The sequence below is a fragment of the Nonomuraea sp. NPDC049378 genome, assembly GCF_055586745.1.
In genome coordinates this window covers 112,522-126,216 of sequence record NZ_JBVJHP010000015.1, presented here as the reverse complement: position 1 = coordinate 126,216, position 13,695 = coordinate 112,522, and the positions used below count along the sequence as shown (strand labels likewise).

Here is a 13,695-nt window from a genome sequence, read left to right as displayed (position 1 = left end):
CGGCGCGTCAGGGGCGCCAGCGGCGCAGCCCGGTGTCCTGCTCGTACGGCTGCGCGTCCGGGTAGGTGACCAGCTCCACCACGCTGCCCCAGGGGGTGCGGCAGTGGACGAACCGGTTGCGCCCGCCCGACTCCGGCCCCGGCAGCGGCACCGGCTCGCCCATCGGCGACCCGCCGGCCTCGATCACCCGCTGGACCGCCGCGTCCACGTCGTCCACGTACAGGGCGACGTGCTGCCACCCCAGATCGCACATGAGGACCGGGTCGGCCTGCCGCGGCCCGCCGAACTCGAACAGCTCGATCCCGGGCCCGTTGGGCAGCCGCAGCATGCGGATCGCCACCTCGACCGTCCCCTGGGGCACCCCGAGCCGCCGCTCGACCGCCCAGCCTCCCTTCGGTCCCCGCTCCTTGGGCAGGGTGTCGTAGAGCACCTCGGCCCCGAACGCGCGGGCGAAGAACTTCGTCGCCTCGTCGAGGTCGGGCACCGTCACCCCGACGTGGTCGATGCCGTGCACGGTCATGGACTGTCTCCCCTCACCGCCGCCGGGCCGCTGCCGATCCGTCGTCGAGCCGTCGTCGTCCTGACGCCGTCGCGTCGTCCTCTCTCGCGCCGGCGTCACCGGCCGCGGAGCTTGGAGATCAGCCCCAGGTCCTCCGCGCAGCGGCCGAGCCCGAGCGCCACGGACTCCAGCGGCCGCTCCGCCCTGCTCACCGGAATGCCCAGCGCCGCCCGCAACCGCCGGCCGAGCCCGCGCAGCAGCGCGCCGCCGCCCACCACCACCGCGCCGCGGTCGGCGAGATCCACGGAGATCTCGGGCGGGCACTGCTCGACGGTCTCGATCGCGGCCCGCACGATGGACTCGATCGGCTGCCTGGTCGCCTCGTAGATCCGCTGCACGGGCAGCGGCACCGAGCGCTCGCGGCCGGTGTCGCTCTCGCGTCCGCGCACGGTGACCTGCCGATACAGCGGCTTCCACGCGGTGCCGGCGCGCCGCTTGGCCGACTCGGCCTCCTCCTCGTCGAGTTGCAGGCCGTGGTCGCGTTCGACCTGGCGGATGATGGCCCGGTTCATGCCGTCGCCTCCGCCGGGGACCGTGGCGGCCGCGATCACGGAGCCGTGGGAGAGCACGGCGATCCGCGTGGTGTCGCGTCCGATGTCGATCACCATGCGCCCGGCGCAGTCCTTGACCGGCAGGCCCACGCCCAGCGCCGCCGCCAGCGCGTGCGGGATCAGCAGGATCCCCCTGGCCTCCGCCTCGAACGCGATGTCGCGCAGCGCCGCGCGCTCGATGGGGGTGGAGTTGTTCGGCAGCGCCAGCACGACGCGCGGCCTGGAGAACGGGTGCCCGTGCACCTTGCGCAGGAAGTATCTGATCAGGTGCCGGGCGAGTTCGTCGTCGACCGGGAGGCCGCCGCTGACCGGCCAGCGTGTCTCTCCCCGCTCGCCCTGCGCGGCCTCGGCGCCGTACCCGACGACCCGGCCCGTGCGGCTGTCCAGCATGACGGCGGAGGGCTCGTCGAGCACGATGCCTCTGCCCTTGACGTAGATCCGGGTGCTCGCGGCACCCAGATCCATCGCCAGGTCATGACCGAGCACGTTCATCGCGGACCGTCCATCGTGGCGCCTGGGGCGTCGACCAACATGCGGGGTGTATTTCCTGGGCCACTCCAACACAACACCAGGAACCGAACGGTCTCCTTTTACCCGGCGGCGTACGATTCGGGTCGTGCTCGACTATGACCTCGAAGCCGCACATTACGACGAGACCCGTGGCGGTCTGCCGCGGGCCGAGGCCGCCGCGGAGGCCGTGCGCGCTCTGCTGCCCGGGGGCACGCTGCTCGACGTCGCGTGCGGCACCGGGCTGGTGAGCAGGGAACTGGCCGGGCGTGGCCTGCGGGTGCTCGGCGTGGACGCCTCCGCCGGCATGGCGCGGGTCGCCGCGCGGCGCGTGCACGTGGTCCTGGGTGACGGCTGCGCGTTACCCGTACGCGACGGGTCGGTCGACGCGGTCACCACGATCTGGCTGCTGCACCTGCTCGACGACGCCCGCCCGGTGATCGCCGAGGCCGCGCGCGTGGTGCGGCCGGGCGGGGTGTACGTCACGACGGTGGACAAGCGCGCCGCCCACGGGCCTGGAGGGCGGCGGCGTCCCGCCGACGGCCGGGAACTGGTCGTGGCGGAGGCGGTCCGGCACGGTCTGCGCCAGGCCGGCGAGACCACGTTCGTGGGTCACGGGCAGGGGCGGGACGGGCCGGACCCGGTGTTCCGGCTGCTGGCGTTCACCCGCGACGGGTGACAGGGCGGAGTCGGTTTCGCATCGAAAGCGACGCCGTGCGAAGCTGTGGTTGTCCCCAACACCATGGAGGTCCTCATGGCGGAATCACCGGAGCCGGAAGTCAGCGAAACTCCCGAGGACGAGATGAAGCGCAAGTTCCGCGAAGCACTGGAGCGCAAGCGCAACCAGCACGCGGGCTCCGGCGCTGGTGGCAGGGGCGTCGACCCATCGAAGATTCACGGGGCGCACGGCCCGGCTGCGAGTAAGAGATCGTTCAGGCGCAAGAGCGGCGGCTGAGCCGGAAAGGACTGAGGGGGTACGGCATGCCGTACCCCCTTTCGTATTCCCGCGCAAGGTAGATCTTTGCCCGGTTCATGGCGAATCGTTTGCGTATGTCCGATTCGCTGCTAGAGTTGCCGCCATTACCAGCCGGTGACCTGGCCCTTACCCAAGAGAGGGCCTCCGGCTGGCGCCGAATCCCGACTCGATCGGGAACCGGGGACCCACCTCACTGGGGTGAATCCGGCCCGTGCCGGTAGGGCATCTCCACGCCCGAACCCGTCAGCTAACCCGGTAGGTGTGATGGAGAGGACAGAACGCATGTATGACCGCAGCGCACCCCCGAATCGCGTAGCGCCGGCCGCCGCCTGAGCGGCCCCCCTTCCCCCCTTTCTTTCCCTCGCCCGATGTAGTCGCTCGGGCGTGCCGCAGCGCCGTGCCCTCTTGCCGGCGTGCCTCCCCCTCGTCCCCTCGCGAAGGACTTCACACTTTCATGTCTCCCCGTTTTGGCCTGCGTTCCCTTGCCCTGCTCACCGCCTCCGCCGTCGGCTCGATGAGCGTCGTCTGCACCGCGGCACACGCCGATCCCGGCGCCGAGGAGAAGGCCCTGTACAAGGGCTCCACCACGGCGTCGTACTTCTGGGACGACGGCTCGGGCAGGGCGGGCGACACCGGCCTGCCCGCCAGCGGCAAGCCGATGCAGAAAGGCATGGCCGCCAGCCCGAGCTGGCCGCTGCTGACCGAGGGGTACGTGATCTACAAGGGCAAGAAGATGCCCTTCTTCGTCGGGGACAGAGGGCCGGGGGAGCCCTCCAGCCGCGGCATCATGCTGGATCTCGACGCCAAGACGTTCGCCGACCTGACCGGCGGCACCTTCAACCCCCGCTCGCTGATGGTCAACGGCAACGGCGGCAAGGGGCACATCAAGATCGACTATGTCATCACCAAGTGGGGTGACGGCCTGGGCAAGAAGGGGCGGCCGGTGCCCTTCTCGACCGGCGCCTACGCCCGGCGGGGCTGACTTTACGAACGCAGCGCCAGAATGACATTCTGGTCACCGTGACCCTCCGCGTAGCCGCGAACGGCATCGACATCGCCTACGAGAGCATCGGTTCCCCCGACGGGCGGCCCCTGCTCCTCATCATGGGGCTCGGCGCGCAGCTCACCCACTGGGACGACGGGTTCTGCGAGCTCCTGGTGGACCAGGGGCACCACGTCGTCCGGTTCGACAACCGCGACGCGGGCCTGTCGACCCACCTCCACGACCAGGGCGCTCCCACGACGGGGGCGCCTTCGGCGTACCTGCTGGACGACCTGGCCGACGACACCGCGGGCTTCATGGACGCCATCGGCTGGCCGGCCGCCCACGTGGTCGGCGCGTCCATGGGCGGGATGATCGCCCAGTCCCTGGCCATCCGGCATCCGGCACGGGTGCTGACCCTGACCTCGATCATGTCGACGCCCGGCCCCACGGTCGCTCCGCCGACGGAGGCCGCGTTCGCGGCCCTGACCGCCCGCCCCGCCGCCGAGCGCGCGGCCGTCATGGCGCAGGCGCTGGAGACGTACGCGGTGATCGGCTCGCCCGGCTACGCGATGGACCGGGAGCGGGTCGTCCGGAGGGCCGGGCGCGCGTTCGACCGCTGCTTCGACCCGGCGGGCACGGGCCGGCAGCTGGCCGCGATCATGGCTTCGGGTGACCGTACGGACCTGCTGGCGAGCCTCACCATGCCGGCGCTGGTGCTGCACGGGGAGGACGACCCGCTGGTCCCGGTCGAGGGCGGCCGGGCCACGGCGGCGGCCATTCCCGGCGCCCGGCTGGTGACCTATCCGGGCATGGGACACGACCTGCCCGAGCCGCTCTGGCCGGAGATCGCCCGCGAGATCACCAAGCTGACCGCCGCCTGACCGCGCGGCCGCTCCCGGGCTACGCGGACCGCTCCCGGCGCCGGAGGATCTCGGCCACGTGGGTCTCGGCCCACGCGGCCACCGCCGCGATCGGGGTGTGCAGGGAGCGGCCGAGGTCGGTCAGCCCGTACTCCACCCGCGGTGGCACCTCCGCGAACACCTCGCGCGTGATCAGCCCGTCCTGCTCCATGGTCCGCAACGTCTGTGTCAGCACCTTGGGCGTGACCCCGCCGATCCGCGAGCGCAGCCGGGTGAAGCGCATCGGCCCGTCGGCGAGGCAGAGCAGCACCAGTGCCGACCATTTGTCGCCGATCCGATCGAGAACCACCCGCGTCGGGCAATTCGGGTCGAAGACATCACCGGTATCCACAAGGTACTTATAGCACGGTGAAGTAACCAGTATCCGATGGATATCGTGACGCCATGAAGATCCTGCTTTTCGGCGCGACCGGCATGCTCGGTCAGCGCATAGCCGCCGAACTGGCCGGTCGCGGGCACGACGTGACCGGCCTCAGCCGCAGCGGGCCCGTCAAGGGCGACGTCCGCGACGCCGCCACGCTGGCCAAGGGCCACGACGCCGTCGTCTCCGCCATCGCGCCGCCGCGCGACGGCACCGAGCCGGGACCGCCCTTCCTCGCCGCCAACCGCGCCCTCATCGAGGGTGTGCGCGCGGCCGGGGTGCGCCGGCTCATCGTCGTGGGCGGCGCCGGCAGCCTCAAGGTCCCGTCCGGTGTCGACCTGGTCGACACGCCCGGCTTCCCCGAGAGCCTGAAAAAGGAGGCGCTGGCCGCTCGTGCCGCGCTCGAGCTCTACCGGGAGGTCACGGACCTCGACTGGACCTACGTCTCGCCGGCCGCGGAGCTCGCGCCGGGCGAGCGTACGGGCGCCTTCCGTCTCGGCGGCGACATGCTGCTGACCGACGAGCGGGGCCGCAGCGCCATCAGCGCCGAGGACCTCGCGGTCGCGATCGCCGACGAGGTGGAGCAGAACACCCACCCGCGCAGCCGCATCACCGCCGCCTACTGAGCCCGAGCGTCCTCGTCGGGGAGCAGGGCCTTCTCGTCGGGCTTGTGCACGAGCACGTTGTCCACGTACGACTTCACGGCCGCGGCCAGTCCCACGTCGGCGTCCGCACCCTCCGACAGGTACCAGCGATGGTCGAGGATCTCGTGGAAGAGCTGCGCGGGCTCCAGCTTCCCGCGCAGCCCGGCGGGGATCGCCTCGACCGTGGGCTGGAACACCTCCGCCAGCCACCGGTGCGCCACGATGGCCTCGTCCTCGTGCCGCAGGCCCTTGGCGACCCGGAAGCCGTCGAGGTCGTTGAGCAGCCGCCGCGCCTGGTTCTCCTCCACGTCGAGCCCGGTCAGCCTGAGCAACCGCCGCTGGTGGTGCCCCGCGTCCACGACCTTGGGGCGTACGATCAGCCGTCCGGTGCCGACCTTGCGCCGCACCATCATCTCGGCCACGTCGAAGCCGAGCAGGTTGAGCCGTCTGATCCGCTGCTCCACCCGGTGCCAGTCGACCTCCTCGATGATCTCGCTCTGGGTGATCTCGTCCCACAGGCGGTGGTAGCGGGCGACGATGTCCTCGGCGGTGTCCATGGGGTCGATCGACGGGTGCAGCAGCCCGCCGGCCTCCAGGTCGAGCATCTCGCCGAAGATGTTCGTGTGCGCCACGTCGATGTCGCCGCGCCGCTGCCCCTCGCTGATCATCGGGTGCATCTCGCCGGTCTCGGCGTCCACGAGGTAGGCCGCGAAGGCCCCCGCGTCCCTGCGGAACAACGTGTTGGACAGCGAGCAGTCCCCCCAGTAGAAGCCGTTCAGGTGCAGCCTGACCAGCAGCACGGCCAGCGCGTCCAGCAGGCGGGTGAGCGTGTCGGGGCGCAGGGTGCCCGACATGACCGCGCGGTAGGGGAGCGAGAACTGCAGGTGCCTGGTGATCAGTGCCGCGTCGAGCCCGTTCTCGCGGCCGGTGACGTACGCGACGGGCTCCACGGAGGGGGCGTCGAGCCGGGCGAGGTCCCACAACAACTGGTATTCGCGCTTGGCGTACCGCTCGCTGATCTCCTTGATCGCGTACACCTTGCCGGACAGCCTGGCGAACCGCACCACGTGACGCGAGATGCCGCGGGGCAGATCCACCAGGTGACGCTGCGGCCAGTCTTGGAGGGGCACCTCCCAGGGGAGGCGGATCAGGTCAGGGTCGCCTAGCGCGCCGGTGATCTGCAGGGGCATTTCATCAGGATATGGTGCACCGGTGGACGAGTTTCTCAAGTGGTACTTTTCCGACCGTCCCGTCATCGCCAGCACTTTGGGGGCGGACGGCTACGATCACACCCTCGGCGATTTCACCGCCACCGCCTGGACCGCCCGCGAGCAGGAGGAGGTCCGCTGGCTCGACCGCCTGTCGGCACTCGAGACCACGTCGCTCGACGACACGATCGACAGAGACCTGGTCCTCTCCCAGCTGAGAGGCTCGATCGCGCTGGCGTCCTGGCCCGCATGGCGGCGCGACCCCGCCACCTACCTGTCCGCGATCTTCGCCTCGATGTTCACGCCGTTCCAGCACCGCCTCAAGCCGGAGCCCGAGCTGGTGACGGCCGCCGTCTCCCGTCTCGCCGAGGTGCCCGGCGTGCTGGCCGCCTGCCGCGCCAACCTGGACCCCGACCTGGCGGCCCCGCTGCTGGTCCAGCGCGGGCTCGGCCAGGCCCGCACCGGCCGCAACTTCCTCACCCGCACGATCCCGTCCATGGTCCAGGACGAGGCCCTACGCGCGACGCTCGCCGAGGCCGCCGAGCCCGCCGCCCGGGCGTTCGACGAGCTCGTCACCTTCCTGGAGGGCTTCGAGTGCGGCGGCAGCTGGCGGATGGGGGAGAAGCTCTACTCCACGCTGCTGCGCGAGCGCGAGATGCTCGCGTACGGCGCCGCCGAACTGCACGAGAAGGGCAAGGCCGCCTGGGCGGAGCTGGACGCGCGGATGCGCCAGGTCGCGCTCGGGGTCAACGGCGGCGAGGACTGGCGAGCGGCCATGGAGTCCCTCATGGACGACCACCCGCCGACGCTGGCCGACATGCGCGCCGAATACGAGGCGGAGACCCGGCGGGCCCGCGCGTTCGTCAAGGAGCACGACCTGGTCACGTTCGCCGGCGGCGAGGAGTGCCACGTGCTGCCGTCGGCCGAGTACACGCGGCCCGTCCTGTCCGTCGCCCACTACCTGTCGCCGCCGCCGCTGAGCGCCTCACGCACGGGTGTCTTCTTCGTCCCCTACACGCCCGACGACTTCACCCCCGAGCAGATACGCCAGCGCCTGCGCACCAACTCGCGGGCCCAGATGCCGTCGATCGCCGTCCACGAGGCCTACCCGGGGCACCACTGGCATCTGTCGTACATGGCGGGCAATCCGCGCCCGGTCAGGAAGGTCTTCCGCACCCCGTACTTCACCGAAGGCTGGGCCCTGTACGTCGAGAAGGTCCTGCACGAGCAGGGCTACTTCGACACCCCCGCCACCGAGCTGGCCCATCTCGACTGCCGGATCTTCCGCGCCGCCCGGATCGTGGTGGACACCGCGCTGCACTGCGAGGACATGTCCGTCGAGGAGGCCGAGACGTTCATGGCCACGAAGGCGTCGCTGTCGCCGGGGACCGCCCAGGGCGAGGTGAACCGCTACTGCGCCTGGCCCACGCAGGCGCCGTCCTACCTCACGGGCGCGATCGAGATCGACCGGATCCGGGAGTCGTTCCGCGGCACGCCGAAGGAGTTCCACGACCGGATCGCCGGGTCAGGGGGCCTGCCCCTGGGCCTGGCCGAGCAGGCCGCGCTCGCCTGACCGTCACCGGCGGTGCGCTCGGACCGTACGGCCGGGCCGGGCGGGTCAGGGGCGGCGGGGGAAGGCCGGCGGGTTGAGGGCGCGGTCGACGACGGCGGCGAGCTGCTCCTCCGTGAGGATGGCCGGCTTGCCGACGCCGAGCCCTCTGACGTACACCTCGCACAACCACTCCAGCAGGCGGGTCGCCTCGAACGCCTGCTCCAGCGTCGGCCCGATGGTCACCCCGCCGTGGTTGGCCATCAGGGCCGCCTGCTTGCCCTCCAGCGACGCCCGTACGTTGGCGGCCAGCTCGGGAGTGCCGTACGTGGCGTATTCGGCGACCTTGACCACGCCGCCGAGCGCCAGCGCGTTGTAGTGCACCGGCGGCAGCTCCGTCATCGTGGTGGCCACGACCGTCCCGAACACGGAGTGCGTGTGCACCACGGCCAGCGCGTCCGTGGCCTCGTAGACGGCCAGGTGCATGGGGGTCTCGCTGGACGGCTGGGCGTCGCCTTCGACGAGGTGGCCCGAGACGTCCACGATCGGGCACAACTCGGGCGTCAGCCGGTCGAGCGCCACCCCTGAGGGCGTGACCGCCACCAGATCGCCCTGGCGCACGCTCAGGTTGCCCGAGGTGCCGATGACCAGGCCGAGCTCGACGGCCCGCCGCCCGTACTCGCACAGCTGCTCGCGGAGGCTCATGTGCGTCGAATGTAGCGGGTCGTCCGAAAAGCGGCAATCAGCGGCGGTCGAGGGCGCCCAGCATGATGCGTTCCGCGCCCTCCCGGGTGAGCCGGCCGGGGTAGAGCAGCAGGTGCAGGCTGAGGCCGTCCACCAGGGCGAGCAGGTGCTCGGCGAGGTCGTCCAGCTCGTCGTCCCAGTGATCGTCCCAGTGATCGTCCCAGTGATCGTCGCAGTGATCGTCGCGGTGCTCGTCCCGGTGGCCGTCCGGGCGCAGCTCGCCGGCCGCGCGGGCCTGCCCGAGCAGGTCGCGTACGGCGGCGCGCAGCTCGGCCGCCTCCGCCCGCTGGACCTCGGCCAGGCGTTCGGAGGTCAGGCTGCGGCTCCAGAAGCTGACCTCGAGCCGGGTCTCCCGGCCGCGCTCGTCGTCCAGCGGCAGGTTGTCGAGCAGCAGCTCGCGCAGCGCGGCCAGCCCTGTCGCCCCCTCGACCTTGGCGGTCAGCCGGGCGCGGATGCGCTGGTGCGACTGGCGCAGCGCCGAGAGCAGGATCTCGTCCTTGTCGGCGAAGTAGTGGGCGAGGACCCCGTTGGAGTAGCCGGCCTCCTTGGCGATGGCCCGCGTGGTGGCGGCGTCGATGCCGTCCCTGACGATCACCCGGCCGGCCGCCGCCATGACCTCGCGCCTGCGTTCGTCGTGGTCGACGATTTTCGGCATCGGGTAGCCCCTCTCGTAGGCGTACCTCACCATATTGACTTTTTATTCGGACGTCTGTCTATTTAAACCATGACCGTCGCCACCGTCGGCGTGCACATCGTCGACATCCTCGCCAGACCCGTCGAGCACATCCCCGACGGCCAGGACACCGTGCTGGTCGACCAGATCCGCCTCACCGCCGCGGGCGCCGCCGCGGGAACGGCGGTCGACCTGGTCAGGCTGGGCAACTCCGTGGTCACCATGGGCGCCGTCGGCGACGACGAGCTGGGCGACTTCCTGCTGGCGGTGCTCACCAAGCGCGGCGTGGACGTCTCGCGCCTCGCCCGCAGGGCGGGGGAGCAGACCGCCGCGTCGATCCTGCCCATCAGGCCCGACGGCGGCCGGCCCAGCTTTCACGTGCCCGGCGCGAACCTCGGGGTGACGTACGCCGACCTGGACCGCGAAGTGCTGCGGGGCGCGCGGGCGATCCACCTCGGCGGGATGGACGTCACGTTCGGCCTGGGCGACCCGGCCTTCTTCGCGCTCCTGGACGAGGTACGCGTGGCCGGGACGATCGTCACGATGGACCTGCTTTCGGAGATGCCCGACCTGCTGGACATGGCCACGGCGTTCCTGCCCCACGTGGACTACGTCCTGCCCAACGAGTCGCAGGCCCTCCTCATGACGGGCGCCACCGACGTCGCGGCGGCCGCGGACGCCCTGCTGGCCCGCGGGCCGCGCGGCGTGCTCGTCACCCTCGGCGCGGCGGGCAGCCTCGTCGTGACCGCGGACGGCGCGGAGCGGGTGCCCGCGATCAAGGCGGAGGTGGCCGACACGACCGGCTGCGGCGACGCCTACTGCGCCGGCTTCCTCACGGGCCTGCTGCACGGCCAGGACGTGCCGGTCGCCGCCCGCTGGGGCACGGCCGCCGCCGCCCGCGTGGCCACCGGCCTCGGCTCGGACGCCGGCCTCACCGACCTCGCATCCACCCTCAGCCTCCTGTAAGGACCCCAAGATGACCGACGCAGAACTCCGCCGCAGGGCCTCGAAGGTCGTCCCCGGCGGCATGTACGGCCACCTCAACGCCGCCCTGTTCGCCCCCGGCTTCCCGCAGTTCTTCGAACGCGGCGAGGGCTGCCGGCAGTGGGACGCCGACGGCAGGGAGTACATCGACTTCATGTGCAGCTGGGGCCCCGTCGTGCTCGGGCACCGGCACCCCCGCGTGGAGGAGGCCGCCGCCCGCCAGGCCGCGCTCGGCGACTGCCTCAACGGGCCCGGGCCGATCATGGTGGAGCTGGCCGAGCTGCTGGTGGACACGGTGCCGAGCGCCGACTGGGCGATGTTCTCCAAGAACGGCACCGACGCCACCACGCAGGCGCTCATGGTCGCCAGGGCCGCCACCGGGCGGGCGAAGGTGCTGATGGCGCACGGCGCCTACCACGGGGCCGACCCCTGGTGCACGCCGTCACCCGCGGGCACGACGCCGAACGAGCGGGCCGACCTGGTGGAGTTCACCTACAACTCGCTGGAGTCGCTGGAGGCCGCCGCGGCGACCGTGGAAGGGGACGTGGCGGCGATCATCGTCACCCCCTTCAAACACGACTCGTTCGAGGACCAGGAACTGGTGGAGCCGGCCTTCGCCCGCGGCGCCCGCGCCCTGGCGGACCGCCTCGGGGCCGCCCTGGTGATCGACGACGTGCGGGCCGGGTTCCGCGTCGACCTGCGCGGCTCGTGGGAGCCGTACGGGGTGCGCCCCGACCTGACGGCCTGGTCCAAGGCGATGGCCAACGGCTACCCGATCGCCGCCGTGACCGGCACGGACGCGCTGCGCGGCCCGGCGCAGACGCTGTACTCGACGGGGTCGTTCTGGTTCTCGGCGGTCGCGATGGCGGCGGCCAAGGCCACCATCGAGACCCTGCGCGACACGGACGGCATCGCCGCCATGGAGCGGGCGGGCGCCCGACTGCGCGAGGGGCTCTACGCGCAGGCCAAGTCGCACGGGTTCGCCGTGAACCAGACGGGACCGGTCACGATCCCGTGGCTCAGCTTCGACGGCGACGCCGACCTGTCTGTAGCGATGCACTGGAGCGACGCCTGCCTGCGGCACGGCGTCTACCTGCACCCGTGGCACAACTGGTTCATGTCGGCGGCGCACACGGAGGACGACGTGGCCAAGGCTTTGGAGGGCACGGACCGGGCGTTCGCGGAAACCCGCGCCCACGTCGGCTGACGGCCGCCACACAACCTGGTACCGGTTCCCCCAACACGTTATGTGATCGGCCGGTCACTCGTTAGGGTGGGTGCCTCTCGGAGCCCTCATGCCGGAGGGGCTCGAACCATGGGGGTCTCATGCGCGTGTCCAAACTTCCGCTCGTCCTGCTCGCCGTCGCCTGCGCCGGAGCCTGCGCGGGTCCGCCCGCCCCGGTCCAGAACGCGGCCGGTCCCGAGGCCGCCAAGAGCCCGGAGAGCGCGATCACGTTGTCCGGTTCCGGCGAGTTCACCGACGACGACACCTCGGCCATCGCCTACGACCGCAAGCTCGCCCCGAAGGGCGCCCAGGCCAGCGTCACCGTCGAGTCGTCAGGAGACGAGACCACGACCTCGCTCGTCGCGGAGGGCCTGCTGCCCGACCGGCGCTACGGCGTCCACCTGCACACCAAGCCGTGCGGGAAGAAGCCCGACGACTCCGGTCCGCACTTCCAGCACAATCCGGGCAAGATCAATCCGGAGAGCGAGGTCTGGCTCGACATCCGCACCGACGGCGAGGGGGCGGGTCGCTCGACGGCCCGCAACGACTGGGCGCTCGACCCCGACAAGCTGCCGAGCTCGCTGGTCATCCACTCCAAGCCCACCACGCCCAAGGGGGCCGAGGCCGGCATGGCGGGTGACCGCGTCGCCTGCCTGACGCTCGCCAAGGTGTGACACGTCCCGATTTCTCTCTCGGCCCGCCTCCCGAACGCTCAGGAGGCGGGCCGACGCCGTGTGCCGGCCGCTTTCCCGTAGGGTGACGAGTCCTTGGCGGAGTTGTGCGCGTCGTAGCGTTACACGCTCGGCACGGTCGATTACGTTCGGTGATGGAACCGGCGAGTCGTACCCTCTCACCCGCCCGCCGGCACACACCGCATGCCCATGCCGTGCTCCTGCGGCGACCCGACCTGGGCCCGACGGTGGGCGTGAAGAGCGCGTCAGGCCCCCTGGTTCCTGTCCGAGCCGGTCACAGCCACCAGGCTTTTCGCAAAACACAGGAGTCCACATGCGATTCACGTCCAAAGTCTGCACGGTCGTCGCCCTGGCGGGGGCGGCTCTCGGGCCCGTCGCCACTCCCGCCGTCGCGGCCCCCGTCACCTGCTCGGCTGCCGCGTTGAAGCGCGCGATCGAGAGGGCCAACACCGTCGGCGGGACTCTGGACCTGCAGGCCGGCTGCGTCTATCGCTTGGCGAACGCCGACAACGGCGCCAACGGGCTGCCAGTGATCAGGGCGGATGTCACGGTCAACGGCAACGGCGCGACCATCGAAAGGGCGGCGTACGCCTCGGCCTTCCGCTTCTTCCAGGTGAAGCGCGGAGGCAAGCTCACCCTCAACCGGGTCACTCTCCGTAACGGCCGGGTCAACGGCGCGAACGGCGGCGCGATCCTCGTCGACACCGGGGGTGCCCTGACGTTGCAGGACAGCGTCATCACCGGCAGTTCCGCCGCCAAGGGAGGCGCCGTCTACACCCAGGGCACCATCTCGGTCAGGAACTCCCAGATCGTCGGCAACACCGCGACCGAGGTCGGCAACAGCATCGGAACGGGCTCCAGCGCCGCGGTCATCGTGTCCAACTCCACCGTGGCCGACCAGGCGGGTCCCTCCGTCAACCTCGGCAACACCGTCGAAATGGGAGACCTCTTCGACGGGGACGGCTTCCTGTAAGCCGCGCCGCCTGCGCGAAGTCGCCGGACCGGGGGGGGGGGGGGGGAGGGGGGGGGGGGGGGGGGGGGGGGTGGGGGGGGGGGGTGGGGGGGGGGGGGGGAGGGGGGGGGGGGGGTGGTGGGGGGGGGGGGGGAGGCTCACGTC

At 71.5% G+C, this 13,695-nt stretch carries 16 protein-coding genes and 1 riboswitch; of the genes, 10 read left to right on the top strand and 6 right to left on the bottom strand.

Annotated features, from left to right (window positions below; all coding sequences use genetic code 11):
• Positions 1-7: 7 nt before the first annotated feature.
• Positions 8-520, bottom strand: coding sequence for a VOC family protein (locus tag ACZ6SA_RS30835; RefSeq protein ID WP_347647139.1), 513 nt, complete (start codon positions 518-520; stop codon positions 8-10).
• Positions 521-615: 95 nt separating this feature from the next.
• Complete coding sequence (locus ACZ6SA_RS30830) at positions 616-1,602, bottom strand: rod shape-determining protein (protein WP_347647140.1); 987 nt, start codon at positions 1,600-1,602, stop codon at positions 616-618.
• A 124-nt stretch (positions 1,603-1,726) separates the two neighbouring features.
• On the opposite strand from ACZ6SA_RS30830, the gene ACZ6SA_RS30825 reads away from it, so the two are divergent.
• From ACZ6SA_RS30825 to ACZ6SA_RS30810, 4 genes are all read left to right on the top strand, one after another.
• On the top strand, positions 1,727-2,296 hold the full coding sequence (locus tag ACZ6SA_RS30825) for a class I SAM-dependent methyltransferase (RefSeq protein ID WP_347647141.1): 570 nt from the start codon (positions 1,727-1,729) through the stop codon (positions 2,294-2,296).
• A gap of 75 nt (positions 2,297-2,371) precedes the next feature.
• Positions 2,372-2,572, top strand: a complete 201-nt coding sequence (locus tag ACZ6SA_RS30820) for a DUF5302 domain-containing protein (protein WP_132601313.1) — start codon at positions 2,372-2,374, stop codon at positions 2,570-2,572.
• Positions 2,573-2,735: 163 nt separating this feature from the next.
• Positions 2,736-2,870: riboswitch (cyclic di-AMP (ydaO/yuaA leader) on the top strand.
• A gap of 177 nt (positions 2,871-3,047) precedes the next feature.
• A complete protein-coding gene (locus ACZ6SA_RS30815) occupies positions 3,048-3,575 on the top strand; it encodes a hypothetical protein (RefSeq protein ID WP_443155183.1) in 528 nt (175 codons plus the stop codon).
• A gap of 38 nt (positions 3,576-3,613) precedes the next feature.
• Positions 3,614-4,459 (top strand): alpha/beta fold hydrolase, encoded by an 846-nt coding sequence (locus ACZ6SA_RS30810; protein WP_465832059.1) that lies wholly within the window; start codon positions 3,614-3,616, stop codon positions 4,457-4,459.
• Positions 4,460-4,478: 19 nt separating this feature from the next.
• Here ACZ6SA_RS30810 and ACZ6SA_RS30805 read toward each other — a convergent pair whose 3' ends face one another.
• Positions 4,479-4,829 (bottom strand): winged helix-turn-helix transcriptional regulator, encoded by a 351-nt coding sequence (locus tag ACZ6SA_RS30805; RefSeq protein WP_465832057.1) that lies wholly within the window; start codon positions 4,827-4,829, stop codon positions 4,479-4,481.
• A gap of 53 nt (positions 4,830-4,882) precedes the next feature.
• On the opposite strand from ACZ6SA_RS30805, the gene ACZ6SA_RS30800 reads away from it, so the two are divergent.
• Positions 4,883-5,485, top strand: coding sequence for an NAD(P)-dependent oxidoreductase (locus ACZ6SA_RS30800; RefSeq protein WP_465832055.1), 603 nt, complete (start codon positions 4,883-4,885; stop codon positions 5,483-5,485).
• On the opposite strand, the gene ACZ6SA_RS30795 is transcribed toward ACZ6SA_RS30800, so the two are convergent.
• Complete coding sequence (locus ACZ6SA_RS30795; RefSeq protein ID WP_347647145.1) at positions 5,479-6,693, bottom strand: DUF4032 domain-containing protein; 1,215 nt, start codon at positions 6,691-6,693, stop codon at positions 5,479-5,481. The genes ACZ6SA_RS30800 and ACZ6SA_RS30795 overlap by 7 nt on opposite strands.
• 22 nt (positions 6,694-6,715) lie before the next feature.
• On the opposite strand from ACZ6SA_RS30795, the gene ACZ6SA_RS30790 reads away from it, so the two are divergent.
• A complete protein-coding gene (locus ACZ6SA_RS30790) occupies positions 6,716-8,284 on the top strand; it encodes a DUF885 domain-containing protein (RefSeq protein ID WP_465832053.1) in 1,569 nt (522 codons plus the stop codon).
• A gap of 45 nt (positions 8,285-8,329) precedes the next feature.
• Here the strand turns inward: ACZ6SA_RS30790 and ACZ6SA_RS30785 are convergent, their stop codons facing one another.
• Together ACZ6SA_RS30785 and ACZ6SA_RS30780 are read right to left on the bottom strand one after the other, a co-directional pair.
• Complete coding sequence (locus ACZ6SA_RS30785; protein ID WP_465832051.1) at positions 8,330-8,965, bottom strand: class II aldolase/adducin family protein; 636 nt, start codon at positions 8,963-8,965, stop codon at positions 8,330-8,332.
• 37 nt (positions 8,966-9,002) lie between these two features.
• Positions 9,003-9,659, bottom strand: a complete 657-nt coding sequence (locus ACZ6SA_RS30780; protein WP_465832049.1) for a TetR/AcrR family transcriptional regulator — start codon at positions 9,657-9,659, stop codon at positions 9,003-9,005.
• 69 nt (positions 9,660-9,728) lie between these two features.
• On the opposite strand from ACZ6SA_RS30780, the gene ACZ6SA_RS30775 reads away from it, so the two are divergent.
• From ACZ6SA_RS30775 to ACZ6SA_RS30760, 4 genes are all read left to right on the top strand, one after another.
• Entirely contained in the window at positions 9,729-10,643 is a 915-nt protein-coding gene (locus ACZ6SA_RS30775) for a carbohydrate kinase family protein (protein ID WP_465832047.1), read from the top strand.
• Between the two features lie 10 nt (positions 10,644-10,653).
• Positions 10,654-11,868 carry an aminotransferase class III-fold pyridoxal phosphate-dependent enzyme gene (locus ACZ6SA_RS30770; protein WP_347647150.1) on the top strand — a complete coding sequence of 405 codons (1,215 nt, stop codon included), beginning with the start codon at positions 10,654-10,656 and terminating at the stop codon, positions 11,866-11,868.
• Between the two features lie 119 nt (positions 11,869-11,987).
• Complete coding sequence (locus tag ACZ6SA_RS30765) at positions 11,988-12,560, top strand: hypothetical protein (RefSeq protein ID WP_465832045.1); 573 nt, start codon at positions 11,988-11,990, stop codon at positions 12,558-12,560.
• A 331-nt stretch (positions 12,561-12,891) separates the two neighbouring features.
• Positions 12,892-13,551 (top strand): hypothetical protein, encoded by a 660-nt coding sequence (locus ACZ6SA_RS30760; protein WP_443155187.1) that lies wholly within the window; start codon positions 12,892-12,894, stop codon positions 13,549-13,551.
• Positions 13,552-13,695 lie beyond the last annotated feature (144 nt).